Source organism: Methylotuvimicrobium sp. KM2, from assembly GCF_038051925.1.
Taxonomy (GTDB): Bacteria; Pseudomonadota; Gammaproteobacteria; order Methylococcales; family Methylomonadaceae; genus Methylotuvimicrobium.
In genome coordinates this window covers 215741-239532 of sequence record NZ_CP150634.1, presented here as the reverse complement: position 1 = coordinate 239532, position 23792 = coordinate 215741, and the positions used below count along the sequence as shown (strand labels likewise).

Here is a 23792-nt window from a genome sequence, read left to right as displayed (position 1 = left end):
GTTATACCCATAGGTTCTTAAGAAACCGTTACGATGGTTGAGGAATAAGCGCGCGGATAGATTCATCAGGAGTCCTGAGGCAATAAAGCCTCTGTTGAGAGACCGGATATATGGCAGCAATCTTGATCTCTGTTTTGACATCATTTTTTGAAAACTTGGCTTGCAATAAACGAGGAGTCCATATATGAGTATAGATAGCGGCTTGATCATTAAAAAAACTGTAATTCAATTTCATATTCAATAAAGTGTATGCCTCAAGCCTCGCTTTTTGCAGCGGTAAATTGCGCGAATAGAAATATTCGTCGGCGACATGCATCACGTTAAAATAATCGGAAAACCCGTAACCGAACAGATAATCGGTCTCGAATGCCAGCTTGTGCTGCGGACGGTATTGTAATTCGTCGCATTCTTCATTATCGGACCGGTCACGCGAGTGCATGGTCATCATGTCGGACAAAGGGAAGAGCCTTGCTGGAAAACTAAAGGGCTCAGCAATATAGCGCGCTTAACGATGTTCCGCAATGAGGGTATGGGCTGGTAGGACTGGACCGAGCTGCATCAGAAAATCTGATTTAAGGTCAAAAAAATGTGATTTTTACGATAATGATATTAGGCTTATAATTACAAAGTATACAATTTATGCATAAATATGTTTTTTTATGTGTTTTTTGATAAATAAAAATTACATGATATTCTCTGAAACCTACCAACTTCAATTTCGAAGCGCCACTCAACGGCTTTCGAACCGGAAAGTGAGGCCCCATGACCGAGACCGTTTCCATGTTCAGCATCGTCAAGGAAATCACCAGCGCACTTAAAGATAAGCCCGGCGCGCTGCTGCCAATTTTGCACGATATTCAAAACGCTTTGGGGTATATCCCCGCAGACAGTATTCCCATCATCGCTTCCGAATTGCGTCTATCCCGCGCCGAAGTTCATGGCGTGATCAGTTTTTACCATTATTTCCGCGAAACGCCGCCGGGCAAACAGACGATTCATTTGTGTCGAGCCGAATCCTGTCAGGCGATGGGTTCTAAGAAACTCGAAGAGCATGTCAAGGACAAACTAGGCATCGACTATCATGAAACGACGGCGGATGGCAGATTTTCGCTGGAGCCGGCATATTGCTTGGGATTGTGCTCATGCTCGCCGGGTATGCAGATTGGTACTGAAGTATACGGACGCGTATCGAACGAATCGTTCGACAGCATCATCAACGAAATGGAGACCCTCTCATGACAGTGATCGTATATGTTCCAAACGATTCCGGCGCGCTGGCATTAGGCGCAGGCCGAATTGCCGCGGCGATCGAGAAGGAAGCGCGGCAACGCGGGCTGGACATCAAGCTGGTTCGAAATGGATCTCGAGGCATGTTCTGGCTGGAGCCGTTAGTCGAGGTAGAGAGCTCCGAAGGCCGCATCGGTTATGGGCCGGTGCAATTAAAAGACATCCCCGGTCTGTTCGATGCCGATTTCTTGAATGGAGGCGCGCATACGCTAAAAGTCGGCCCGATCGACGAAATTCCTTATTTCAAAAAACAGCAACGACTGACTTTCGCCCGCATCGGCATCACCGACCCGGTAAGTCTCGACGACTATCTCGCGCATGATGGTTATCGCGGCCTGAAAAACGCGCTGGCGATGAGCGGCGCCGACATCGTCAAACAGGTGACTGACTCGGGACTGCGCGGTCGTGGCGGCGCCGCGTTTCCGACCGGCATCAAATGGAACACCGTACTCAACACGCCGAGCGAGCAAAAATACATCATCTGCAATGCCGACGAAGGCGACTCGGGCACATTTTCCGACCGCATGGTCATGGAAGACGACCCTTTCGTATTGATCGAAGGCATGACGATCGCCGGAATCGCGGTCGGCGCGACACAAGGTTACATCTATCTGCGCGTCGAATATCCGCATGCGCACAAGGCTTTGAATACCGCGATTGAAAAAGCCTATGCGGCCGGCTATCTCGGCGACAACATTCAAGGCAGCGGTAAAAAATTCGATCTCGAAGTTCGCCTGGGCGCCGGTGCCTATGTTTGCGGCGAAGAAACTTCATTGATGGAAAGTCTCGAAGGCAAGCGAGGACTGGTCCGCTTCAAGCCGCCGCTGCCGGCGATCAGCGGCTTGTTCGGCCAACCGACTGTCGTCAACAACGTGATTTCACTGGCCTCGGTGCCGATTATTCTCGACAAGGGCGGCGACTATTACCGCGATTTCGGCATGGGCCGTTCCCGCGGCACGCTGCCGATTCAATTGGCCGGCAACATTAAATATCCGGGCCTCGTCGAACTCGCGTTCGGCTTGACCCTGCGCGAACTGCTCTATGATTACGGCGGCGGTTCGGCATCGGGACGTCCGATCAAGGCGGTGCAAGTCGGAGGCCCACTGGGCGCGTATCTGCCCGAATCGCAATTCGATACGCCGCTCGATTATGAAGCCTTTGCGGCGATTTGGGCAGTCGTCGGCCACGGCGGCATCGTCGTTTTCGACGACACCGTCGACATGGCCGAAATGGCGCGTTACAGCATGGAGTTTTGCGCGATCGAATCCTGCGGCAAATGCACGCCGTGCCGGATCGGCTCGACGCGCGGCGAAGAAGTCATCAAAGACATCATCGCGGGCCGCGATCTTCATAAAAACATACCATTATTACGCGACCTGTGCGACACCCTGTTGAACGGTTCGTTGTGCGCGCTCGGCGGCATGACGCCCTATCCCGTGCTGAGCGCATTGAATCATTTTCCCGAAGACTTCGGGATAACCGAACAGGCCAGCGCGGCTTGACCCCACCGGAGGTACTGATATGTCCCTGAATAAAGAAAAAGACTTTGGAACCCCCGCCAAGGAGGCAGATACACTGGTCACACTGGAAATCGACGGATTTCAGGTGACCGCACCGGCCGGCACGTCGGTAATGCGCGCTGCGGCCGGCATCGGCATCGACATTCCTAAATTGTGCGCGACCGACAGCATCGAACCGTTCGGTTCTTGCCGTTTATGTGTCGTGCAGATCGAGGGCGCGCGCGGCATGCCGGCCTCCTGCACGACTCCGGTCGCCGAAGGCATGAAGGTCGTTACGCAGAACCCGCGTCTGGCCGACGTACGCCGAGGCGTCATGGAGCTCTATATTTCCGACCATCCGCTTGATTGCTTGACCTGTTCGGCGAACGGCGACTGCGAACTGCAGGATATGGCCGGCGCGGTCGGCTTGCGTGAAGTACGCTACAATCCGCAAGGCAAAAACCACTTGCAAGCGGTCAAGGATGAAAGCAATCCTTACTTCAGTTTCGATCCGTCCAAGTGCATCGTATGCTCGCGTTGCGTCAGAGCCTGCGAAGAAACGCAAGGCACTTTCGCCTTGACGATCGACGGACGCGGCTTCGATTCCAAAGTCTCTCCCGGTCAAAACGAGGCATTCATGGATTCCGAGTGCGTTTCGTGCGGCGCTTGCGTGCAAGCCTGCCCGACTGCGACCTTGATGGAAAAATCAGTCATCGACCATGGCACGCCCGAACATGCCACCGTGACGACCTGCGCGTATTGCGGCGTCGGCTGTTCGTTCCGCGCCGAAATGAAAGGCGATCAATTGATTCGCATGGTTCCTCACAAGGACGGCAAGGCCAATCACGGTCATTCCTGCGTAAAAGGTCGTTTCGCGTTCGGTTACGCGACACACAAGGATCGCATCACGACGCCAATGATCCGCAAAAGCATCAGCGACCCGTGGCAAAAAGTCAGCTGGGAAGAGGCGATTAACTATGCCGCTTCCGAGTTGAAACGCATTCAAGCCAAATACGGCAAAGGCTCGATTGGCGGCATCACGTCGTCACGCTGCACGAACGAAGAGACTTATCTGGTGCAAAAACTGGTTCGCGCGGGCTTCGGCAACAACAATGTCGATACCTGCGCGCGCGTCTGTCATTCGCCGACCGGTTACGGACTCAAGCAGACCTTCGGCGAATCGTCCGGCACGCAGAACTTCGATTCGGTCATGAAGTCCGACGTGATCATGGTCATCGGCGCGAATCCGACCGACGGTCATCCGGTTTTCGGCTCGTTGATGAAAAAAAGGCTGCGTCAAGGCGCGAAATTGATAGTCGTCGATCCCCGCGAAATCGATCTAGTCAAGAACTCGCCGCATGTCAAAGCCGATTACCATTTGAAGCTGCGCCCGGGTACTAACGTCGCGCTGATCAATGCGCTCGGTCATGTCGTCGTGACCGAAAACCTGCTCGACGAAGCCTTCATTGAAGAGCGCTGCGATATCAACGCGTTCGCAAAATGGAAAACGTTCATCGCCGATCCGCGTCATGCGCCCGAGCAAACCGAAACGATCACAGGAGTCCCGGCCGCCGATATCCGCTCCGCGGCGCGTCTCTATGCCTCCGCAGGCAATGGCGCGATCTACTACGGATTGGGAGTGACCGAGCACAGTCAAGGCTCGACGACCGTGATCGGCATCGCGAATCTGGCGATGGCGACCGGCAATCTCGGACGCGAAGGTGTCGGCGTCAATCCGTTGCGTGGTCAAAACAACGTGCAAGGTTCGTGCGACATGGGATCGTTCCCGCACGAATTTCCGGGCTACCGCCATGTCTCCGATAACGAAACGCGCCAGCTGTTCGAGAAAGACTGGAACGTGATTCTCGAATCCGAACCTGGCCTGCGCATTCCGAACATGTTCGACGCCGCATCCGACGGCACTTTCATGGGGCTCTACGTCGAAGGTGAAGACATCGCGCAATCGGATCCCGACATTCAGCATGTGCATCATGCCTTGAGATCGATGGAATGCGTGATCGTGCAGGATCTGTTCCTGAACGAAACGGCCAAGTTCGCGCATGTATTCCTGCCGGGCTCGTCGTTTCTCGAGAAAAACGGCACGTTCACGAACGCCGAACGCCGTATCTCGCCGGTACGCAAGGTCATGAAGCCATTGGCCGGATACGAAGACTGGGAAGTCACACAATTGCTCGCGAATGCGATGGGCTATTCGATGAATTACCGCCATCCGTCCGAGATCATGGACGAAATCGCGCGCCTGACGCCGACATTCGCCGGCGTCAGCTACGAAAAAATCGATCAACTTGGCAGTATCCAATGGCCGTGTAACGAAGAAAATCCTGTGGGTACTCCCACGATGCATGCACATGAGTTCATGCGCCCGAACGGCAAAGGTCTGTTCATGCTGACCGAATATGTAGCGACCGAGGAACGCACGACGCGGATGTTCCCATTGATCCTGACCACCGGTCGCATCCTTTCGCAGTACAATGTCGGTGCGCAGACGCGGAGGACCGACAATGTCGCGTGGCATACCGAGGACAGGCTTGAAATTCATCCGCATGACGCTGAGGATCGCGGCATCGTCGACGGCGATTGGGTCGGCATCAAGAGCCGTTCCGGCGAGACGGTATTGCGGGCATTGATCAGCGAACGCGTACAGCCGGGCGTCGTCTATACGACATTCCATTTCCCGGAATCTGGCGCGAACGTGATCACGACCGACAATTCCGACTGGGCGACCAACTGTCCGGAATACAAAGTCACCGCAGTGCAAGTATCGAAAGTCACGCAGCCTTCGGAGTGGCAAAAACAGTACAGCGACTTCTCGAAGCAGCAATTGGAACTGTTGGAGCAAGGCACACATCATGCTTGATTTGGCGGATTCCGAGTCGACCGCGTGGGAGCTGGGCTGGCCGAGTTATCGGCAAAGCCCGGTGGAACGCTGGAAAGACGGGCATCCGACCATTCAACAAGATTACATCGCCGAGGAGGTGCCGGTATCTTTAGTCTATAACGGCGTACCGCATGTCGTGATGCTCGCGACGCCGACGGATCTCGAGGATTTCGCGCTGGGCTTCAGCATCACCGAGGGAATTGTCAATCATCCAGCCGAGATCCTGTCTACGCGCGTTTACAACCGCAAGGACGGCATCGAAGTGCGTGTCAAGATTCCCGAGGAGCGCTTCGTTTGCTTGGCGGACAAAGGCCGCAATCTTACCGGGCGGACCGGTTGCGGGCTGTGCGGTTCGAGTACGCTACAGCAAGCCGTGCGCCATCCAGCACCGGTTACTGCTGAACTCAAGGTGAAAGCAACCGAGCTGTTGTCAGCATTGAACGATATCAAGCAACATCAAAAATTGAACCGTTTGACTGGCGCGGTCCATGCTGCGGCATGGGTCTTGCCGTTTCAGGGCATTCAAACCATTCGCGAGGATGTCGGCCGGCATAATGCGCTCGATAAATTGATCGGGGCATTGTTAAGGACGGCCCGAAATCCTGCCGACGGTTTTGTGATCGTCACGAGCCGAGCCAGTTTCGAAATGGTCCAAAAAACCGCCGTGGCCGGCATTGGCTTGTTGGCCGCGATTTCCGCACCGACCGGACTTGCGATACGATTAGCCGAGGAAACGGGACTAACTCTGATAGGCTTCGCCCGGGAAGACAGACATGTCGTCTACAGTCATTCGCATCGGCTAATCCACCGAGAAACCGATTTGGCTTGAAATGACTCTTTAATTGGTTTCACGAAAAAATCGGGCGTAGGCAAGGAGTGCAAAAGCTAAAGGTTTTCGCTATACCTCCGTTGTAACTGCTAGTCTATAAATCTTATCAATCAAATACTTACCCTTCAAGAAATTTTTGTCGCGTACAGAGGCAAACAATAATGCAGATAGAAAAACTCATCAAAATGGCCAACGCGATCGGCGAATTCTTCAATGCGGACCCTGATAAGGAAGCCGCCGTCGAGAGCATCAAAAATCATCTACTACGCGCTTGGGAACCCCGGATGCGCCGCGAAATCATCGATTATTGCCGCAAAGACGGGAACGGTCTGGCCGAGCCGGTCAAGCAGGCCGTTCTGAAATTAGAAGTCTAACTCTAAAAGGCACTTGAGCCTGGTATACCTTTCGCACTTTAAATTTCGGCAGTGCCTAAGAAGGCACCGGGTTGCCAGGCAAAGCCTACATGGACGTATTCACCCAGCACCTAAATAAGCCATGATTTTGAATCATTGCCAAAGACCTATGGAATTTAGGTGCTGGGGTCACGGCGTCCTTTGACAGGCACCCCGGTGCCGAATTTTGATCTCCGATAGGTATAAAAGACCGTTCGCCTAAGATCTGTTGTAAGCTGAACGGTCGTTTACGGTATCAACAAGATACTTAGAACGGAATATTTTCACGCTATTTCCCAAGGCACCAGCTTGGGAAAGCCCCTCCGGAAGCTCCAGCATCCTGAGACCGACACAACCTCCGCACATTCTAAATCAACCCCGACTTACTCCTTCTATCTTCCTTGATTATCGGGAAGCTAGAGCTTCCTGAACAGATTACCCAAGCTAGAGCTCTCATCGTTATACATCAGTCAAAAATTACCGTTTTGCAATCTTAGCCAATGAGGCCTCGATACCATTTTTTGTCACCCAACGTTCCCGACTTTCCCTCACCTAGCGTTAGGTGAGGGATGATCTGGGGATCGCTCCCACAGAGCATCCGGCCCCATGTGGGAGCGACGCCTTCGTCGCGATTTCGAAGCCACTGATGTTCAATACCCCAAGATTTATCAAACAGCACCGTTTCCAGGTATACGATGACCTCTGTTTAGGAAGTTTACCGATACTTGTGTATAACGGCGAGAGCTGAAGCTTGGGTAACAGCATAATCTATTGAGGCTCGAACGGTCTTTATGACATCAACAAAACATGTAGACCTGTATTTTTTGCCCGAAATCGTCTTAGGCCCATCACAACATCGACGCAATCACCAATGCCACCACGGACATTAATTTCAACAGGATATTCAGCGAAGGCCCCGAAGTATCTTTGAACGGGTCGCCGACCGTGTCGCCGACTACCGCCGCTTTATGAGCCTCCGAACCTTTATGATGGGTACGCCCTTGAATTTCCACACCGGCTTCGATCATTTTCTTGGCATTGTCCCAAGCACCGCCGGCATTGGATTGAAAAATCGCCATCAACACCCCGCTTACCGTAACGCCGGCCAGTAAACCGCCTAACATTTCAGCGCCACCGCCAAAACCGACCGCAACAGGAGAAACGACGGCCAGCACCCCGGGAAACACCATTTCCCGGAGTGAAGCCCGTGTTGAAATTGCGACGCATTGACTGTATTCCGCTTTGCCGTCCGCATTATTGAAAACCAGTTGATCGGCCTCGCTCCATTGATCCAATTCCTTCCCTTCGTTGTGACGCATGACTTCGAGCGCCGCCTTCAACTCGGGGATAGAAGCAAATTGTCGCCTCACTTCTTGAATCATATCCATTGCAGCCCTTCCGACAGCCGCCATCGCCAGCGATGAAAATAGAAACGGCAGCATGCCGCCCAAAAATAAACCGCCCATCACATACGGCTTGGAAATATCGATACTGGAAATGTTGGCTGTGGTCATGAAGGCGGCAAACAATGCGAGCGCGGTCAGTGCGGCCGAACCGATCGCAAACCCCTTCCCGATTGCAGCGGTGGTATTACCGACGGCGTCAAGCTTATCGGTCCGTTCCCGCACGTCTTTCGGTAAGGCCGCCATTTCGGCGATACCGCCGGCATTATCGGAGATGGGCCCATAAGCATCGACTGCCAATTGAATACCGGTATTGGACAACATCCCCACCGCCGCGATTGCGATGCCATATAAACCGGCGAATTCATAAGCACCTATAATAGCGGCGGCAATAATAATAATCGGCACTGCGGTCGACTGCATGCCGACTCCGACCCCGGCAATAATATTGGTTGCGGACCCGGTCAGCGATTGCTCGACGATGCCTTTTACCGGACGAGTTCCGGTTCCGGTATAAAATTCGGTAATCGCGCCTATCGCCAACCCTGAGGCCAAGCCGATAATAATCGCGATGAACACGCCCATCGACGTGAAAACACCCGAGCCGGTTTGCCAGGATTCCGGCAACATCCATTGAGTGATGCCATAGGTTGCCAAAAGCATGAATACTGCCGAGACCAGTTCGCCGCGATTCAATGCTTTTTGCGGATTGCCGCCCTCTTTGATGCGCACGAACCATGTCCCGATGATCGATGTCACGATACCCACAGCAGCTAGCACCAAAGGCAACAAAACGGCATTTAATCCGCCGAATTCGTTATCTGCCTCGAATCCGGCTGTTCCGATCAATACCGCGCCCAGCACCATGGTGCCGATAATCGAGCCGACATAGGATTCGAAAAGATCGGCACCCATTCCGGCAACATCGCCGACATTATCGCCGACATTATCGGCGATCGTCGCAGGATTCAGCGGATGATCCTCGGGAATGCCGGCCTCGACCTTTCCGACCAAGTCCGCGCCGACATCGGCCGCTTTGGTGTATATGCCACCGCCGACCCTGGCAAACAAAGCAATCGAAGACGCACCGAACGAAAAGCCGGTAATCACCGTGACAATGCGGCCCATTTCCCATCCCAACGAAGAAAACACGATTAGCAACAAACTGAGCCCCAACACGCCGAGGCCGACAACGCACATGCCCATCACCGAACCGCCGGCAAAGGCCACCCGCAATGCGCTACCGATATTCGTTCTGGCCGCGTGCGTCGTTCTGACATTAGCTTTGGTGGCAATACGCATGCCTAAAAAACCGGCAAATCCGGAACAAAACGCGCCTAATATGAATGACAATGCAATCATCCAAGATGAATCGTCAGACAAAGAGCCCATCCAGCCCAACAAAATAGCGACTAGAACGACAAAAATAGATAAAACCCGGTATTCCGCCTTGAGAAAGGCCATGGCGCCATCTTCGATGAAGCCTGCGATCCGTGTCATTCGTTCATTACCGGCATCCTGTTTATTAACCCATGCCGAACGTTTAATAATAAAAAATAGCGCTAATAACCCGAAAACCGGGGTGAAATAAGTAATTAACTGTCCTGTATTCATCGATGTTTGCCTTATTTTAGTTATTAATGGTTTATGACATCGACGCTTTTTGATAGGGCATAAAAAGCGACTTAATGATTTTTTTGAGACGAACCCTTACAATCCAACGTTGTTTTGCCGCGCCTGTCAACACTTGTCTTATTAAAATTGGTTATTTGTGAAACCCGGACGCGGCTTTTAGGCTCAAACTTTTTTAAGCACCTTACTGGCGGCACTCTATGTCCGGAAAAAACTCGATCATTGCCACCCTGTTAGCGTTGATGTTAACGATCGGCATCGCACAAGCCGATAGCCTTAAAACCCAACTCGAACATCTCATTCATGCGCAGGGCATATCAATCAAGAATTTACACTTAGTCCAAGACGGTCCTCCCCTTCGTCTTAGCGGCACACCGGATCAACAATTAAAACGATTGCTAAGTGATTATAACTTTGTTCAATTATCCAACAAGCAAGGAGATATAGAAAAAGTCATTATCACCAGCATCAAGCGCTATGACAACACGCCGCCTCCCGCAGTTGTTGAAAAGCCTAAGACCGACGCCAGTTATGCCATAAAAACCACCCGTAGCGGTTCGCATCATTTGGTAAAGGCCGAATTATCAGGACCTTACGGCACTAAACTGAAAGCCAATATGCTGATCGATACCGGCGCAACCACTCTAGTGTTACCCGCCTCGCTTCAATCCGCATTAGGTTTTACCGACAGAAACTTACAACCCGGATACAGCGAAACTGCGAACGGCAGAGTCGAAATTATGCAAGGCAAGCTTAAATCGGTCGTTATCGGCAAAGCTCAAGCCGATAACGTAGATGTGAGTTTCATTGCAGACGATAAATTACAATCGAGCGGCTTGCTGGGTATGAGCTTTTTAGGACGCTTCCAAATGACGTTCGACGATGCGAGCAATCAAATCATTTTAAAACCCTATTAACCTAGAAAAAGCATTTCACCATGAAGATCATGAAGAATAGGAAGTTAATTCAATAACTTCTTATGAGTTTGTATAGATCTTTCGTTCACCCAAAAGGTTAGCGAGAATGTTTAGGTAATCTCCTGAAATACTTTATGAACTTCATGTACTTCATGGTTGTACTGCCGAATTTAGGATTAATTTTGTTCGTCGATAAAGTGCATCACTTCCTGCCACCATGGCAGTTCCGAAGCCAGCGGCAAGCTGTTGTGATCTGCATTTTTAAACAACCACAGCCTTTTATGACATTGAAGCGAGTCATATAAATTCAAGCTATAGCGATTCGGAATGATTTGGTCGTCTTCAGCAATCACCATGGCCGTATTGCCGCTATAGTCATTCAAGAACTTGAGATTATCGAAGCGGTCGCGAATCAGCCATTTAGCCAGAAACAACCAATAATGGTGTTGCGCAACGTTAGCCATGCTATCGAAAGGCGTCATCAGTACAATGCCTTTAATCGGGACTTGTCTGGAATGCACGATTCCCCCGACAACACCGCTGCCCAGCGACTCGCCCCAAAGAAAAATTGGCTCGCCGAAATCTTCCCTCGCTTTTGTTGCGATGGCAATGCCGTCACTGATCAATACCGATTCCGATGGTGAATCCGATCTTGCGCCGTAACCCGGATATTCCGCAACAATAACCCGGTACCCCAACCTTTCCAATGCATTGAAGTAATAAACTCGATTGATCGCGCTTCCCGCATTACCGTGAAAAACGATAACCGTTCCTTTACTGCTTCTCATGGTCGATTTTGACATCAAGCCAAGATAACTTTCCTTTGCCGGCCAAAGTTCCAGATTTAGACGTTCAGCCAGCTCTTGCTGCCTTGCTAATGTCTGCTTCCCGGGAAAATAAATCAGGTTTCGTTGCCATATAAATAAAGCTAGAAGAAACAACAAATAAGGTAACAATATCGAAAGCATTCGTTTAATGACCATACTCAAGTCGCATCGTTAAAAAATACCCTTTGGCGCTCATAACTTATCACATCCTTCGCGCGGCCACATTTTCGGTTTTCTGAAAGGAAGTAAGGGTTTCGCGAAAAATAACTTCCTGGAGTGATGACCTTTGTCGGGGTTCGGCAACTCGCCTGGCAAGACGCCATGAACACAACACCTAAATTCTATAGGTCATTGGCAATGATTCACTACCATGGCTTATTTAGGTACTGGGTGAATACATCCTTGACTTGAAGGCTGTGCCTAATTTCCAAAGATGGCATGAATGCAGATTTTGCATTACGCCATGGATGGCGTGTATTAGAGCACCAACAATAGGCGCTTTGGCGATGCAGGGCAGAAAAATGCTCCTGCATTTTCTGCATTCATTACATCCCTGTAACTCAGCAGTTGCCGAGGAGCAAAAATCTGCAAACGCCATGGATGGCGTGAATGCAGATTTTGCAGGAGCAAAAATCTGCCCTGCCGCCGACACCTGCCAATCGAGTTACCGAACCCTCCAAAAATAGGGGCGTTATTTATGCCCAAATCCTAAGCATTCATTCCCCTCTATGAAAAAGAGGAGGATTGAATACTTACATTTACTGTAATCCGTGGGAAAATGAGCCTTTTTGATCTTTCTTTAATTAACCAAATAGCAAAAGCAGAAAGTCAAAAACAAAAAAATCGGTTATTTTTAGTTGGCCTGCCCTATTTTTTTTAACCTCAATAAACTCTCGATGAACTTATTACTCAATTATCTTTGGCTTTGTTTGTTCCGAAATAATCCTATAAATTTAATTCCCGGACCATCGTTTGTAGCGAAGAATTTGGGGTTCTATCTTGTTTCCGGCATGATCGTCGAGGGGCTTATTTCCGATCCTGTCAGCGGTACTTTGGAAGTATTGATGAGGACCATAATGGCTTTTTCATTTATTACTGTTTTTTTGCTGACGATGAAGAAATGGCAATATTTTAAACAAGTATTCACTGCCATCTTTGTCTGCGAAAACTTTATCATCACCTTGGCGATTGCCGCTGAAGTGCTGGATGTTGTTATGGTAATGAAACATGTTGAATATCAAGAAGAAATATCAATAGGGATCGGCGTATTTTTAGTCATTTGGTATATTTCAGTTATCAGTTATATTTTCCGGCAAGTCTTTCTGTACACTGCAACGCCAAGCGTTATTTCAGCGATTTCCTACTTTATTGCCAGTTACGGTATTCCGATGCTCGTTATGGAACTTTAATTTCATCTCAAGATTCGGGCACGCTCATGCTTTATTCGATTATTACTGAGTTCGAAAAAGTCTAAAAATAGCTTGGTGATTGGCAAGAATGTCGGCAAAAAGAGTTATCGAGTTGTTATTATTTCCCCTTAACCATCACAGGAGACTCGCCCATGAACATTGAACTGATACGAGACATCCTTTTATGGTGCTCAGTAATCAACTTCAGCGTGCTGCTTTTGTGGGGACTGCTCTTTATCTCCGCTCACGAATGGATGTATCGATTGCACGGGCGTTGGTTTCGCTTGTCGGTCGAACAATTCGACGCCATACATTACGCAGGCATGGCGCTTTACAAAATCGGCATCATTCTGTTTAATCTCGTGCCTTATATTGCCTTGCATATCGTCGCATAAGAGCACGAAGGCACAGGCAAAGGATTGTCCTTGAATACTTCGTTGAAAACATCATTCCTTTACCGAATCGGCCGCTTGGCCTCAGTATTCGCCTCGCATGCCAATCATGACCAGTTGTCTTTAGCCGAAGATGGCATAATCTTGCATAAAGACGAAACACATATCCGAATTGCTCATCTGGCGATCGGCAGCGGCATCGTCTTGGAAACAGGCTACTTCTGGGATGTACTGGCATTTCATCTGGAGAACAGCGAGACCGTGCGCATGGGCGGCATCGCTAAAAAACGATCGAAAAGCTTGCAAACCGAATTGCAGCAAGCCAACCGCCAATATCTCCACGATTTTTATCAACGCCTGGTTCCGGAAATAGAAAACGCTTATCAACAGGCGCGCTCATGGTTTTCCGGAGATCGCTATGTGCGTCGAATTGCCGTCCGGCAATGGCTGAAGACGCATCGAGACTTGGTCAAAGGCATTCAGCGTAAAAATATACAACGTTTTTTGCCGCCTGATGCGGCACAAGCCTTGCAATTCATACGGCCTTTGTTAAACCATGGATATGATGCGGTCGAGCGTTTGAATGAAACCTATGTCGAACGCCAAATCGAGACCTTCAAACCCTTTTTTGACGGAGTGGAGAGCAATCCGTTAACAGCCAATCAGCGCCGCGCCTGCGTGATCGACGAACAGCACAATCTAATATTGGCCGGCGCAGGCACCGGCAAAACCAGTACAATGATCGGGCGTGCCGGATATTTAATCAACGCAGGACTAGCAAAGCCGGAACAAATCCTGATGTTGGCCTTTGCCCGCAAAGCGGCCGAGGAAATGGAACAGCGAATACAAGCCAAACTTCGCATCGATACGCTGACCGTAAAAACCTTTCACAGCCTCGGCAAACATATCATCGCCCAGGTTGAAGGCGTTGCGCCGACCATCGACAAAATGGCCGAGGACGAGCATCTTCGCACCCGGTTTGTCGACGAACAAATCCAACGATTACTGCAAGACGATCAGTACAAGTCTCGATTGGTGACTTATTTCTTGCACTTCAGCCATCCCTATCGAAGCGCCTTCAAGTTCAGAAGTCTCGGCGAATATAACCGTTACATTCTCGAAAACGACATCCGCACGATACAGGGCGAATTGGTCAAAAGCTACGAAGAATGCGAAATCGCCAACTTTCTCTATCGGCAGCGCATTGTTTACCGCTATGAGGCGAATTATCGGATCAACACCTCGGGACCGGATTATCGCGTTTATCAGCCCAATTTTTACTTGCCCGATTACGGTATTTATATCGAACATTTCGCCATCAACGAACATCAGCAAACGCCGCCGTTTATCGACCGGCAAAGCTATTTAGAGGCAATGGCATGGAAACGGGCCTTGCATCGAAAACATCGGACCACCCTGATCGAAACCTACAGCTATCAGAAGCAACAAGGTATTTTGACGCAATCGCTGGAACTGCAACTGAAACAAGCGGGTGTGGTTTTCGACCCGCTGCCCAACAATGAACTGCTTCAGCAATTGCATCAATTCGGCCATATTTCGCAACTGGGTCAATTGTTGGCTCAGATGCTGGCGCTGTTTAAAGCCGCCTATTTGAATATCAAAAGCCTGGTCGCGCTGACTAAGCAACATGAAGATCATGAACGCATGCACGCGGCGGCTTTTTTGTTTGAGCCTATTTACGAAGCCTATCAACAGTATTTGCGCGACACCGATACGATTGACTTCGAAGATATGATCGGTCGTGCGATCGACTATGTCGAAGCCGGACGCTTCCGGTCGCCGTACACGCATATTCTGGTCGATGAATTCCAAGACATATCGGCCAGCCGCGCCCGACTGATCAAGGCTTTGCTAACTCATAACCAGAACCACAGCCTGTTTTGCGTCGGCGACGACTGGCAATCGATTTACCGTTTTACCGGCAGCGATGTCACGATCACCCAGGAATTCGAGGAACATTTCGGCGATACGGCCTTGAGCATTCTGGATCAAACCTTTCGTTTCAATAATCAAATCGGTGCGGTGGCGTCCCGTTTTGTCATGCAAAACCCAACGCAAATCGCCAAGCGAATCGAAAGCCATGCCGTCATCGAACAAGCGGCCGTCTCGCTCATCCGAGCCCGGCTCGATCCGGTCGGCCTGAATGCGGCATTATCGGCAATTAATGCCAAGACCGCGGCGCATGCCAGTGTGTTGATCTTAGCCCGGTTCAATTTTAGAAAACCGGATTTGTCGAGCTTTAAGAGGCAGTATCCCAAACTTGCCATTCAATTCATGACGGTACACGCATCGAAAGGCAAGGAAGCCGATTATGTGATCGTACTTGGGTTGGAAAAAGGCAAAAACGGTTTTCCGTCGGAAAAAAAGACCCATCCGTTAGTGGAGCTCTTACTGCCGAAAGCCGAAGCATTCGATCATGCCGAGGAAAGACGTTTGTTTTATGTCGCGCTGACCCGCGCCCGGCATCATGTCTATCTGGTCAGCAATGCCGATAAGGCGTCCGATTTTATCCGCGAACTGATTGATCAACGCTATGAAATTCGCATTGACGAATTTACCGGCGAGGGTTTTCAAGAGAAAGTGGCCGATATTCCCTGCCGCGCATGCGAAACCGGTTACCTAGTGCCGAAAGATAGCCGGCATGGCAGCTTTTTCGGATGCAACCAATATCCGCTATGCACGCATACCGAACCGGCCTGCCCCGAATGCGGCGGCGGTTTACGCCAAGAAGGCCGGTTTCGGATCTGCGAAAACCAGCGCTGCGATCATGTCGAGCCGATTTGTCCTAAGTGCGGCGGCAAGCTCAGCTTGCGTAAAGGCCCATACGGACAATTTTGGGGCTGCTCGCATTTCCGCAAGAACGCTGAATTTTCCTGTAACCATACCGAGCCATTTATCGACCTGGCGGGCGCCAAACTACTCGCTTCTTAGAAAAAAAGGGGAGAAAAACCCGCTTAAAAGCCTACCCGATTACATATAAGCTTCAGTCTATTGAAGTCCGAAGTAGGTTCGCGAACCGACACCGCGATTCGGTTACGCCAGAACGTCGACGACTGAACAAATTGCCGGGCTTGAAGCGGCACAGTGCCAAAAAATCTTTCAGGAGCAAGTCTCCTCGGTTCCCGTTCGGGCTCAGCTAGAAGCTGCCTTGGAGTTTACCCGAGAAGGCGATGTCTTGGCGGTGTCGCTCAGTTCGAACGGGAAATCATGTTGGAGAAGCAGCGGGAAGTCGTTGAACTCGCGGCCAATGGCGTAACCAAAACGCAGATTGCCCGGCAGCTTAACATTGGTGAGGCCAGTGTTTATGGAATTTTAGCGGCCAATAAAAAGGCCTGAATATACAGGTCCTTTCCTGATCTCCCAAAAAACGGTCGTTTTTGAGAGGGAAAAAAACAACAAATGTACATTTGTACTCATGTTGTTTTCGATGATAGGATGTTTTCTTTGAAGCCATCACTTTGAGGATACGGTCATGCGTTTGTCCATTGAAGTCACCCCCGAACAACACCAACGATTAAAAGCCGTCGCCGCTTTGCATGGCCAGAGCATCAAGGATTATGTCTTGGAACGGGTATTGCCGGATGAAGATAACGAAGCGCTGCGTCAACTAGAGGCATTCTTGCAACCTCGTCTCGCGGAAGCAGAAAACGGGGTATTCTCGAATAAAACGATCGATCAAATTTACGAAGAAGTTTTACAGGAAACACGATAAAGGAATGCCGATTTACGAGCTTACCTTACAGGCGGAATCCGATATCCGCGACATTATTCGTTATACCGTGGAGCGGCATGGCGAAAAGCAAGCCCTTCGCTATAAAAATGCGTTGCAAAAGAAATTCTGCGCAATCGCTGAAAGAGCCGTCCATTCCCGTCCCCTCTCAGAGCGCTTTCCGCAAATTCAAGTAAGCCGCTGTGAGCATCACTACATTTTTTATGTTCATCCGGAAAGCAAACCGCCCCGGATTATCGCGGTCTTGCATGAAAGAATGGATCTGTTAAGCCGAATCGCAAATCGGCTTAACTGAGCGTCTTTCTGAAGAGGCCTGTTTGTGCCCCACTCGGCTCCAGCATAAAACTCACCAAACCACCCCCACCAGCATAATCGCCGATACCACCAACACCTTCATACCCCAAGCAATCACGCAATCCGACCGGCGATCGTCCATAATCTCGGCTACCTGGTTTCTGACCTGATCCTGGATGTGAATTTTGCTTTGCATAGCGGCTCTCCACGTTTAAAGGTTTGTTGTTAATGTGCCCGTGCCCGGTAACTGCGGAATAACTGGGGTCAGGTACAAATTAAACACAGGTCAATTCAGTATCATTTAACTCGTACCTGACCCCAGTTATTTAAGAATGATATTGGTGCCACCGATATTGAAATCCGGACTGGGAATTAGACTAAAATTGGGAAGCTCTAAATCGGTTCAAAGCTATGCCAGCTGTGGCGTTGAAAAAACCTATGGGACTATGGTGTCGTTTGTTTAAATGCCCCCAATAAGCAGAGATATATTAGGATTTTTGTTTTCATAAATCTTTTTGAAAGAGAGTGTTTGTTAGATATGAAATTTACAACGCTCCACCCAGGCAGCATCACCGGTGTTTTGGTTAAAGGCTTTGTTCATGCCGTAAGATACTAATAGCAAACAAAGCATTTTTCGATGTTCGTATAGTTACTGATATTTGAATGTCTTTATACTTTTCCGCCAATTGAAGCCCGCTAAAACAAAAATCACAATCCTCCGCGAACCAAACGAACGTGGCTGTAGCTAGTCTTAAAGGGTATTTTAGTATGACCAGAATCAAATTCCACGATAAAAGCGTAGCTAGAAAGGTCGGGCGGCTGGGATGAAGACCAAACAGTAGACAAATTTGATGTATACGGAAACACAGTGCTATTGATAGCTGGTCCGATACAAGCCCGCTCGACGATACTGATTAATTCGTTTTTATTTGGCAGCCGCCAGTCGTTATAACCGGCAAACGAATAACCATTCGCCGCTTGGAGTGCGTCCTGCCAAATATAGATTTGTGCAGAACCGCTACAAGCATTGCCGTCCCAGACTTGGCCCAGCAGACAACGCATCCACATTAAAGTGGTTGCGTTATGAGTTACTGTACCATCGTCATGAATGATAAACATTTGATTTGGTGTGGTTCTGGGATTACGCGCGTCGTTGCAATTCGCCAGCGCATGAGTGCTCAAGCCTAACATGAGGAACATGAGGGCTATTAACCGGAAACCTATGATCGTTTTATCAAATATTAGATAGTAGGGACTGATTGACATGGAGTATTCCTCGCGTTAATTAATCGATGATTGGGGCTACGAGAACAGCTAAGATTATAACTGCTTAAAAAAATAAACATATTCCAATACCAGCTTCTCATAGATGGGTAACGCCAATTTAAGAAAAACACGCAGCTTCGGTAAGGGTTATCGAAATCCAATTACAAGGGATAGGATTACTTAGCGCCACATCCATGTATCTTTGATTGTCCGATATGTGTTATAGGGCAATACATCATAACGCGGGAACTAAGGTAGCGCTTATGGGTATAAACCCAAGCTATCTTAGTGGTGTTTGCTTTTGATCAACAGATACAATTTTGCGCGATGTTATGTAATTCGTCTTTGCTATTGATGCCATACTGGTATGTTATGCAATACTAAAAATCACTTTACACCACGCACCAAACGAACATGCATTGTATTATTCTTCGTTGTCGCTCCATCTAGCCCCCCATATACAAAATGAACGTACATCGCCCAATCAATAACATTAGGCGGGTAAGGATGCTGCGACGAAGACCAAAAATACGCATTGGACGGCGTATTCGGGAAATAGCTAGTATCGACTGAAGGAAAGCCCCTACCATTATTCGCAAACCATAACAACTCATTCACATCCGGCATGCGCCAATCGTTAGCCCCGCATAAACCTTGTTCATTGACAACCTGCACATAGCTATAAGTATTGCAACTCGATCCTATACAGCTATTATTCGATCCTTGATAACCAAAAAAACCGTCGTACCAAGTGTAAGTGTTATACATGCTTCGCAAGCCACTCTTGGTTTTCACCTCCCAGATCAAACCAGTAACGTTGTCCTTAACGCAATCCCACTCTGTTGCACTGGCAGGCAACGGCCTGCCGTCATTATCCAGCTTGGTAAAGTCGAATCCGGCGTCACCGCCACCGATTTTTTGTAGCGTCCCGGCCATGGCCTGTGCATCGCGACCGAACTCGGCATCCTGCCCAGGAAATCCAGTGACGGGACAGATAAGATTGGTGGGGGAATTCGCATTCGAACACCTGGTGATTCCGGTGTCGTTGAGTTGTTTGATATTGTTAACCGTAAAATGAGTAACGCCGGTTATAATCGGTACGCCGCCATTTATGGTTGAGTTGCTTTGAATCAGTAAATCCCATATTCCAACTGTATCTAGCCAACAATCGAACTCAGCCTGTGTCGACGAGCGCTGGACTATACTACACGGTTGATTTTGACCATCAATGCCCAGCACCATGGTTAACGGCAAATGAACTCCTGTCACGCTAATTTCCACTGTTTCACCGAAGGTACCGCTGATAGGTGTAATTTCAGTTATTATAGGCACTGGATTCACTGTGACGCTTACTGTGTCTTCCGAAGAGCCTCCACTATTTGCCGTGATCAGTTTGAATACCAAAACGGTTGTTTCGGTAACCGTCGGCGTGGTAAATCCGGTTGTTGCACTATTTGGACTAGATATTGTAACGGGCGGTCCAGAAATTTGTTCCCAGGTATAGCTGTTACGATTACCTGTACTTGCCTCGCCGCTCAGGGTCACTGGTGATCCCGCTATCACGATTTTATCGCTTCCTGCATTAGCGATAGGTGGAGTGATGTTTTCGGTTACAGTTATGGAAACTGTAGCGCTATCTACGGATCTATCGTTATCCCTAACGAACAGTTCAAAATCCAATGTTACCGGAGTATTTTGCTCGGGACTGGTAAATATAAATGCAGCACGCTCGGCCCTGGGGTTTGACAAGCTGACTTTTGCGCCTCTCGGCAATTGGTTATTTCTAGTCAGGAGCTTCCAGCGGTATTGAATGATTTGCCCGTCATCGGTACTGGCGGAGGCATCGAGATCAATTCCTGATGAAGCCGCTTCCCAAGTTACCGACCGGTTTGGTCCGGCATTCGCGATAGGCGGATTATTGACCGGTAGAACCCTGACTGGTACGCGTCTACTCGCAGTTGCTTGTTTGTCATTTCCATTATCGGCTTCCAATTCAAAGCGTAAACTAACCGGTTTGGTACGACTGTTGGTTTTTTCAATAGTCGGCGCAGTAAATGTGGCGATAGGAGCATTGGGATTATTGATGACGACATCCGGGCCTTGAACTTGTCGCCACATATATGTCAATTCTTTACCATCAACATCAAAGGTATTGCTACCATTCAAAGTGACAACCGTGCCTTCATCAACTGGTGCAATCTTGTCGATTCTAACCTTGGGCCTGGCGGCTTCAACAGTAAATGGCAGTGCCAGTGTGATAAAGGCAAGCAATAAGTTAATCAATAACTGTGACTGGGGGCTGTATCTAAAATAGGAGTCGCTGCCTCGGTTTCCGGCCTGTTGTTGTGATTTTTCTAATGCAGTCATCAATAATTCCTTACACATGACGTTGTATTTAAAGCCTATCAACGAGCATTGAAAGCGGGGCTTTATAGCTTGCGCTGTAATCAGGGGCGAACCTAGAGTATCCCATCGGAATTCAATTGTCGAGTTGGCAATCAATAGACTAATCCGGTGATCGACCTTTTTTTGATTCGCGACCTAGCAATGTATATTCGATCATTATTTTGGTGTGAGCTATACTCCAAAGATCTGCACGCTAAAAATAGCAAAATGAGAAATGCAACACCTCCTTTTTCCGTCGCTGAAAATCGTGGAAACGGAGCGTTAGCGAAGTGAAGATTTTTAGTCCCCGATAGCCGTAGCGCCGGGTGTTTTGCCGGAGTCTGCGCGAATAGCGTAGGCGGAGGCAAAATACAAGGCATCGCGACACGGCGTAAAGCCATTTGTGGGAGTGCTACGGAGCCGCATCGAGTATACGATGATGTGGCGTAGTGGCACGGACGCAGGGCGAATCGGGGCCGCCGAAGGCAATAATCGCCAAGTCATTTTTCGCTGCTGAAATCGGACGGACCCCATTTCAGCTTTCGCGAAAAATCTTGGCGCGCTTGATGATCCTTTTTTCCAAAACTTTAGTATTAACAACAAAGATGAAAAATTTAACACTACCAATCACTATATTGTGCATCATGGTTTTCTGCACATCTTGCACAACGTATCTAGAACCCAGTGATTTTGATATGGATGAGGTTGTAGCTCCATATATTAAAATTTCTAAACCCATTGCAGTTAAAGCCCATCTCATCGGCACAAAAAAAAGAGAGCAGCCTTTGCATGGTGCCAGTATTATTGTTAATGAAGACGAATTTACAAAAGTACTTGCTGATAAAATAGAGTCGGCATTAAAAGATAAAGGCTATTCGGTTGTTACTGATTCTGACTTGGTGATTGAAGTTCAGGTAGGCAGAGTTTCTTTACAGCCCACAGCGAGGATTCATTGTGTCATTGACTATAACCAAAAGTTAGGTGACGGCAAATTTTACGGTTACCAGACGAGCGCCACAAACTGGAATTTTAAAACCGCCTGTGAGATGGCATTGCAACAAGCCGCGAATGAAATTTTGAGTTCACAAAGTGTCAGTGACTATTTTCAAGGAGAATGACGTGTTCCGTTTTATTTTTATAGCCTTTGCATTACTATCCATTGCATCTTGTTCAACAGCTTTAAAAGTTGATCCTATCGCATCGGAATATAACAATCTTTCTCTAAAATATTATGTAGAAAATCATGGTAAAGATAGACGTCAATTAGAGAAAATCATCGCCTCAGAGTTGAAGGATAAAGGATATGACGTTTCGTCAGGCTACAAAAGCGAACGACCAGTTAACGCTGATATTTTGATTACCTACGATGACAGGTGGCAGTGGGATATGTCAAATTACCTCATTCACATGCGTATCGACCTTCGTGATCCTGAAACAAATGTCTTGCTGGGGACCGGTAGCTCTTATCAAACATCCCTGGCAAGAGAAAATGAGGGCGTGGTAATCAACAAAATAATCTCAAGCATGTTTGGCAAGTAATCAAAAGGGATATCAGGATCACCAGGGTAAACGCATTAAAACTACATATAAAATAAATGGTTATGATGCGTAGTATTTTCATAGCGGCAGCCTTTATTTCCACAAAATAAAAAACTAACAAATAAAATATTCTGCAAGCTTAGGTTGAATAGTCATAACATATTGATATGGCATTTATTTTAATGCGTTTGCCCTGGGATCACCCATTAGCTTGTCGTGGTCAATAAGCCAAAATAATACCTTAAGCCAACGCTGAAAATCGTGGAAACGGAGCGTTAGCGAAGTGAAGATTTTTAGACCCCGATAGCCGTAGCTCCGGGTGTTTTGCCGGAGTCTGCGCGAATAGCGTTGGAGGAGGCAAAATACAAGGCATCGCGACACGGCGTAAAGCTATTAGCGTAAAAAAGGTAAAAAAGGGGTCAGGTTGAATTATAACTTCATCCTGACCCCTTTTTTATCTCGTCGATTCGGCACAGTGGAAAGGTGCGCGATGCACACCTCGGTATATGTCATTTTTTCTGACCTGAAAATCGGTTAATTTCGGCAGCCTAGGTGCGAAGTATGTCTGTCGAGGCCCTTATTAGACGTCTTTTCGATCAGATAGAAGCATTTCAAATCTGAACAATGGGTTCTCGATAAGGTCTTATCTGCATTCGATGACTGCGACAATGCCGAAAATTTTATCCGTTAGTTTCAACCTAAAAAGAGCAGTTGATAAGTGTTGTAGACCGTTCGTGCTGAGCCAAGTCGAAGCATGAACGGTCTGATTGGTGAAGCCTCAAACTACCGTTCACCCTTCGACAGGGCTCAGGGCGAACGGTAGTTTGAAGCTTTCAACTGCTCTTTTTAGGTTCAAAGATCTGTTTGCATTCCAAGCAAATGCTCAGTCGATGTAACCGAATATTTTTTAAATAAATTCAGTTCCTTGCCAGAAGATCATGAAATTGATTAAAATCCGCCGCGAAATCGCCGATGTAGCTCAGTTGGTAGAGCAACTGATTCGTAATCAGTAGGTCGCGGGTTCGAATCCCGCCATTGGCTCCAATTAAAAAAAGGGTTTGGTCGTCTTTG

Annotated in this window: 20 protein-coding genes and 1 tRNA gene; 15 read left to right on the top strand and 6 right to left on the bottom strand. The window is 48.5% G+C overall.

Features of this window, described 5'->3' with window-relative positions; genetic code table 11:
- Nucleotides 1–28: 28 nt before the first annotated feature.
- On the bottom strand, nucleotides 29–448 hold the full coding sequence (locus WJM45_RS01055; RefSeq protein ID WP_341327158.1) for a hypothetical protein: 420 nt from the start codon (nucleotides 446–448) through the stop codon (nucleotides 29–31).
- Nucleotides 449–762: 314 nt separating this feature from the next.
- On the opposite strand from WJM45_RS01055, the gene WJM45_RS01050 reads away from it, so the two are divergent.
- From WJM45_RS01050 to WJM45_RS01030, 5 genes are all read left to right on the top strand, one after another.
- Nucleotides 763–1239 carry a formate dehydrogenase subunit gamma gene (locus WJM45_RS01050; protein ID WP_341327157.1) on the top strand — a complete coding sequence of 159 codons (477 nt, stop codon included), beginning with the start codon at nucleotides 763–765 and terminating at the stop codon, nucleotides 1237–1239.
- A complete protein-coding gene (locus WJM45_RS01045; protein ID WP_341327156.1) occupies nucleotides 1236–2789 on the top strand; it encodes an NADH-quinone oxidoreductase subunit NuoF in 1554 nt (517 codons plus the stop codon). The genes WJM45_RS01050 and WJM45_RS01045 overlap by 4 nt, the downstream gene beginning before the upstream one ends.
- A gap of 19 nt (nucleotides 2790–2808) precedes the next feature.
- Nucleotides 2809–5664 (top strand): formate dehydrogenase subunit alpha, encoded by a 2856-nt coding sequence (gene fdhF / locus WJM45_RS01040; RefSeq protein WP_341327155.1) that lies wholly within the window; start codon nucleotides 2809–2811, stop codon nucleotides 5662–5664.
- On the top strand, nucleotides 5657–6514 hold the full coding sequence (gene fdhD / locus WJM45_RS01035) for a formate dehydrogenase accessory sulfurtransferase FdhD (RefSeq protein ID WP_341327154.1): 858 nt from the start codon (nucleotides 5657–5659) through the stop codon (nucleotides 6512–6514). Before fdhF ends, fdhD begins: the two co-directional genes overlap by 8 nt.
- Nucleotides 6515–6675: 161 nt before the next feature.
- Complete coding sequence (locus WJM45_RS01030; RefSeq protein ID WP_014146724.1) at nucleotides 6676–6888, top strand: formate dehydrogenase subunit delta; 213 nt, start codon at nucleotides 6676–6678, stop codon at nucleotides 6886–6888.
- Between the two features lie 866 nt (nucleotides 6889–7754).
- Here the strand turns inward: WJM45_RS01030 and WJM45_RS01025 are convergent.
- Nucleotides 7755–9923, bottom strand: a complete 2169-nt coding sequence (locus WJM45_RS01025; protein WP_341327153.1) for a sodium-translocating pyrophosphatase — start codon at nucleotides 9921–9923, stop codon at nucleotides 7755–7757.
- Between the two features lie 218 nt (nucleotides 9924–10141).
- Here WJM45_RS01025 and WJM45_RS01020 point away from each other — a divergent pair, with 218 nt between their 5' ends.
- Nucleotides 10142–10858 carry a retropepsin-like aspartic protease gene (locus WJM45_RS01020; protein WP_341327152.1) on the top strand — a complete coding sequence of 239 codons (717 nt, stop codon included), beginning with the start codon at nucleotides 10142–10144 and terminating at the stop codon, nucleotides 10856–10858.
- Nucleotides 10859–11034: 176 nt separating this feature from the next.
- On the opposite strand, the gene WJM45_RS01015 is transcribed toward WJM45_RS01020, so the two are convergent.
- Nucleotides 11035–11841 carry an alpha/beta fold hydrolase gene (locus WJM45_RS01015; RefSeq protein ID WP_341327151.1) on the bottom strand — a complete coding sequence of 269 codons (807 nt, stop codon included), beginning with the start codon at nucleotides 11839–11841 and terminating at the stop codon, nucleotides 11035–11037.
- Between the two features lie 740 nt (nucleotides 11842–12581).
- Between WJM45_RS01015 and WJM45_RS01010 the strand changes: the two genes are divergently transcribed.
- From WJM45_RS01010 to WJM45_RS00985, 6 genes are all read left to right on the top strand, one after another.
- A complete protein-coding gene (locus WJM45_RS01010) occupies nucleotides 12582–13094 on the top strand; it encodes a hypothetical protein (RefSeq protein ID WP_341327150.1) in 513 nt (170 codons plus the stop codon).
- Nucleotides 13095–13246: 152 nt separating this feature from the next.
- Entirely contained in the window at nucleotides 13247–13489 is a 243-nt protein-coding gene (locus WJM45_RS01005) for a DUF6868 family protein (RefSeq protein WP_341327149.1), read from the top strand.
- Between the two features lie 30 nt (nucleotides 13490–13519).
- On the top strand, nucleotides 13520–16438 hold the full coding sequence (locus WJM45_RS01000; RefSeq protein WP_341327148.1) for a UvrD-helicase domain-containing protein: 2919 nt from the start codon (nucleotides 13520–13522) through the stop codon (nucleotides 16436–16438).
- A gap of 276 nt (nucleotides 16439–16714) precedes the next feature.
- Nucleotides 16715–16843 carry a helix-turn-helix domain-containing protein gene (locus WJM45_RS00995; protein ID WP_341327147.1) on the top strand — a complete coding sequence of 43 codons (129 nt, stop codon included), beginning with the start codon at nucleotides 16715–16717 and terminating at the stop codon, nucleotides 16841–16843.
- A 136-nt stretch (nucleotides 16844–16979) separates the two neighbouring features.
- Entirely contained in the window at nucleotides 16980–17219 is a 240-nt protein-coding gene (locus WJM45_RS00990) for an antitoxin (RefSeq protein WP_341327146.1), read from the top strand.
- Nucleotides 17220–17223: 4 nt separating this feature from the next.
- The gene (locus WJM45_RS00985) at nucleotides 17224–17532 is read left to right on the top strand and encodes a type II toxin-antitoxin system RelE/ParE family toxin (RefSeq protein ID WP_341327145.1); all 309 of its coding nucleotides are present in this window, start codon (nucleotides 17224–17226) and stop codon (nucleotides 17530–17532) included.
- 51 nt (nucleotides 17533–17583) lie between these two features.
- On the opposite strand, the gene WJM45_RS00980 is transcribed toward WJM45_RS00985, so the two are convergent.
- The 3 genes from WJM45_RS00980 to WJM45_RS00970 form a co-directional block, all read right to left on the bottom strand.
- The gene (locus WJM45_RS00980) at nucleotides 17584–17727 is read right to left on the bottom strand and encodes a hypothetical protein (RefSeq protein ID WP_341327144.1); all 144 of its coding nucleotides are present in this window, start codon (nucleotides 17725–17727) and stop codon (nucleotides 17584–17586) included.
- Nucleotides 17728–18239: 512 nt separating this feature from the next.
- Nucleotides 18240–18797 carry a DUF1566 domain-containing protein gene (locus WJM45_RS00975; protein WP_341327143.1) on the bottom strand — a complete coding sequence of 186 codons (558 nt, stop codon included), beginning with the start codon at nucleotides 18795–18797 and terminating at the stop codon, nucleotides 18240–18242.
- A gap of 387 nt (nucleotides 18798–19184) precedes the next feature.
- Nucleotides 19185–21164, bottom strand: a complete 1980-nt coding sequence (locus WJM45_RS00970) for a DUF1566 domain-containing protein (protein ID WP_341327142.1) — start codon at nucleotides 21162–21164, stop codon at nucleotides 19185–19187.
- A 467-nt stretch (nucleotides 21165–21631) separates the two neighbouring features.
- Here WJM45_RS00970 and WJM45_RS00965 point away from each other — a divergent pair, with 467 nt between their 5' ends.
- The 3 genes from WJM45_RS00965 (at nucleotide 21632) to WJM45_RS00955 (ending at nucleotide 23765) form a co-directional block, all read left to right on the top strand.
- Nucleotides 21632–22300 (top strand): hypothetical protein, encoded by a 669-nt coding sequence (locus WJM45_RS00965; protein WP_341327141.1) that lies wholly within the window; start codon nucleotides 21632–21634, stop codon nucleotides 22298–22300.
- A gap of 1 nt (nucleotide 22301) precedes the next feature.
- Nucleotides 22302–22721 carry a hypothetical protein gene (locus tag WJM45_RS00960; RefSeq protein ID WP_341327140.1) on the top strand — a complete coding sequence of 140 codons (420 nt, stop codon included), beginning with the start codon at nucleotides 22302–22304 and terminating at the stop codon, nucleotides 22719–22721.
- A 968-nt stretch (nucleotides 22722–23689) separates the two neighbouring features.
- Nucleotides 23690–23765, top strand: a tRNA-Thr gene (locus WJM45_RS00955).
- The last annotated feature ends 27 nt before the right edge of the window (nucleotides 23766–23792 follow it).

Coding starts and splice junctions, on each gene's coding strand:
- WJM45_RS01055 (WP_341327158.1), bottom strand. CDS start 448: ATGATGACCATGCACTCGCGTGACCGGTCCGATAATGAAGAATGCGAC.
- WJM45_RS01050 (WP_341327157.1), top strand. CDS start 763: ATGACCGAGACCGTTTCCATGTTCAGCATCGTCAAGGAAATCACCAGC.
- WJM45_RS01045 (WP_341327156.1), top strand. CDS start 1,236: ATGACAGTGATCGTATATGTTCCAAACGATTCCGGCGCGCTGGCATTA.
- fdhF (WP_341327155.1), top strand. CDS start 2,809: ATGTCCCTGAATAAAGAAAAAGACTTTGGAACCCCCGCCAAGGAGGCA.
- fdhD (WP_341327154.1), top strand. CDS start 5,657: ATGCTTGATTTGGCGGATTCCGAGTCGACCGCGTGGGAGCTGGGCTGG.
- WJM45_RS01030 (WP_014146724.1), top strand. CDS start 6,676: ATGCAGATAGAAAAACTCATCAAAATGGCCAACGCGATCGGCGAATTC.
- WJM45_RS01025 (WP_341327153.1), bottom strand. CDS start 9,923: ATGAATACAGGACAGTTAATTACTTATTTCACCCCGGTTTTCGGGTTA.
- WJM45_RS01020 (WP_341327152.1), top strand. CDS start 10,142: ATGTCCGGAAAAAACTCGATCATTGCCACCCTGTTAGCGTTGATGTTA.
- WJM45_RS01015 (WP_341327151.1), bottom strand. CDS start 11,841: ATGGTCATTAAACGAATGCTTTCGATATTGTTACCTTATTTGTTGTTT.
- WJM45_RS01010 (WP_341327150.1), top strand. CDS start 12,582: ATGAACTTATTACTCAATTATCTTTGGCTTTGTTTGTTCCGAAATAAT.
- WJM45_RS01005 (WP_341327149.1), top strand. CDS start 13,247: ATGAACATTGAACTGATACGAGACATCCTTTTATGGTGCTCAGTAATC.
- WJM45_RS00995 (WP_341327147.1), top strand. CDS start 16,715: ATGTTGGAGAAGCAGCGGGAAGTCGTTGAACTCGCGGCCAATGGCGTA.
- WJM45_RS00990 (WP_341327146.1), top strand. CDS start 16,980: ATGCGTTTGTCCATTGAAGTCACCCCCGAACAACACCAACGATTAAAA.
- WJM45_RS00985 (WP_341327145.1), top strand. CDS start 17,224: ATGCCGATTTACGAGCTTACCTTACAGGCGGAATCCGATATCCGCGAC.
- WJM45_RS00980 (WP_341327144.1), bottom strand. CDS start 17,727: ATGCAAAGCAAAATTCACATCCAGGATCAGGTCAGAAACCAGGTAGCC.
- WJM45_RS00975 (WP_341327143.1), bottom strand. CDS start 18,797: ATGTCAATCAGTCCCTACTATCTAATATTTGATAAAACGATCATAGGT.
- WJM45_RS00970 (WP_341327142.1), bottom strand. CDS start 21,164: ATGACTGCATTAGAAAAATCACAACAACAGGCCGGAAACCGAGGCAGC.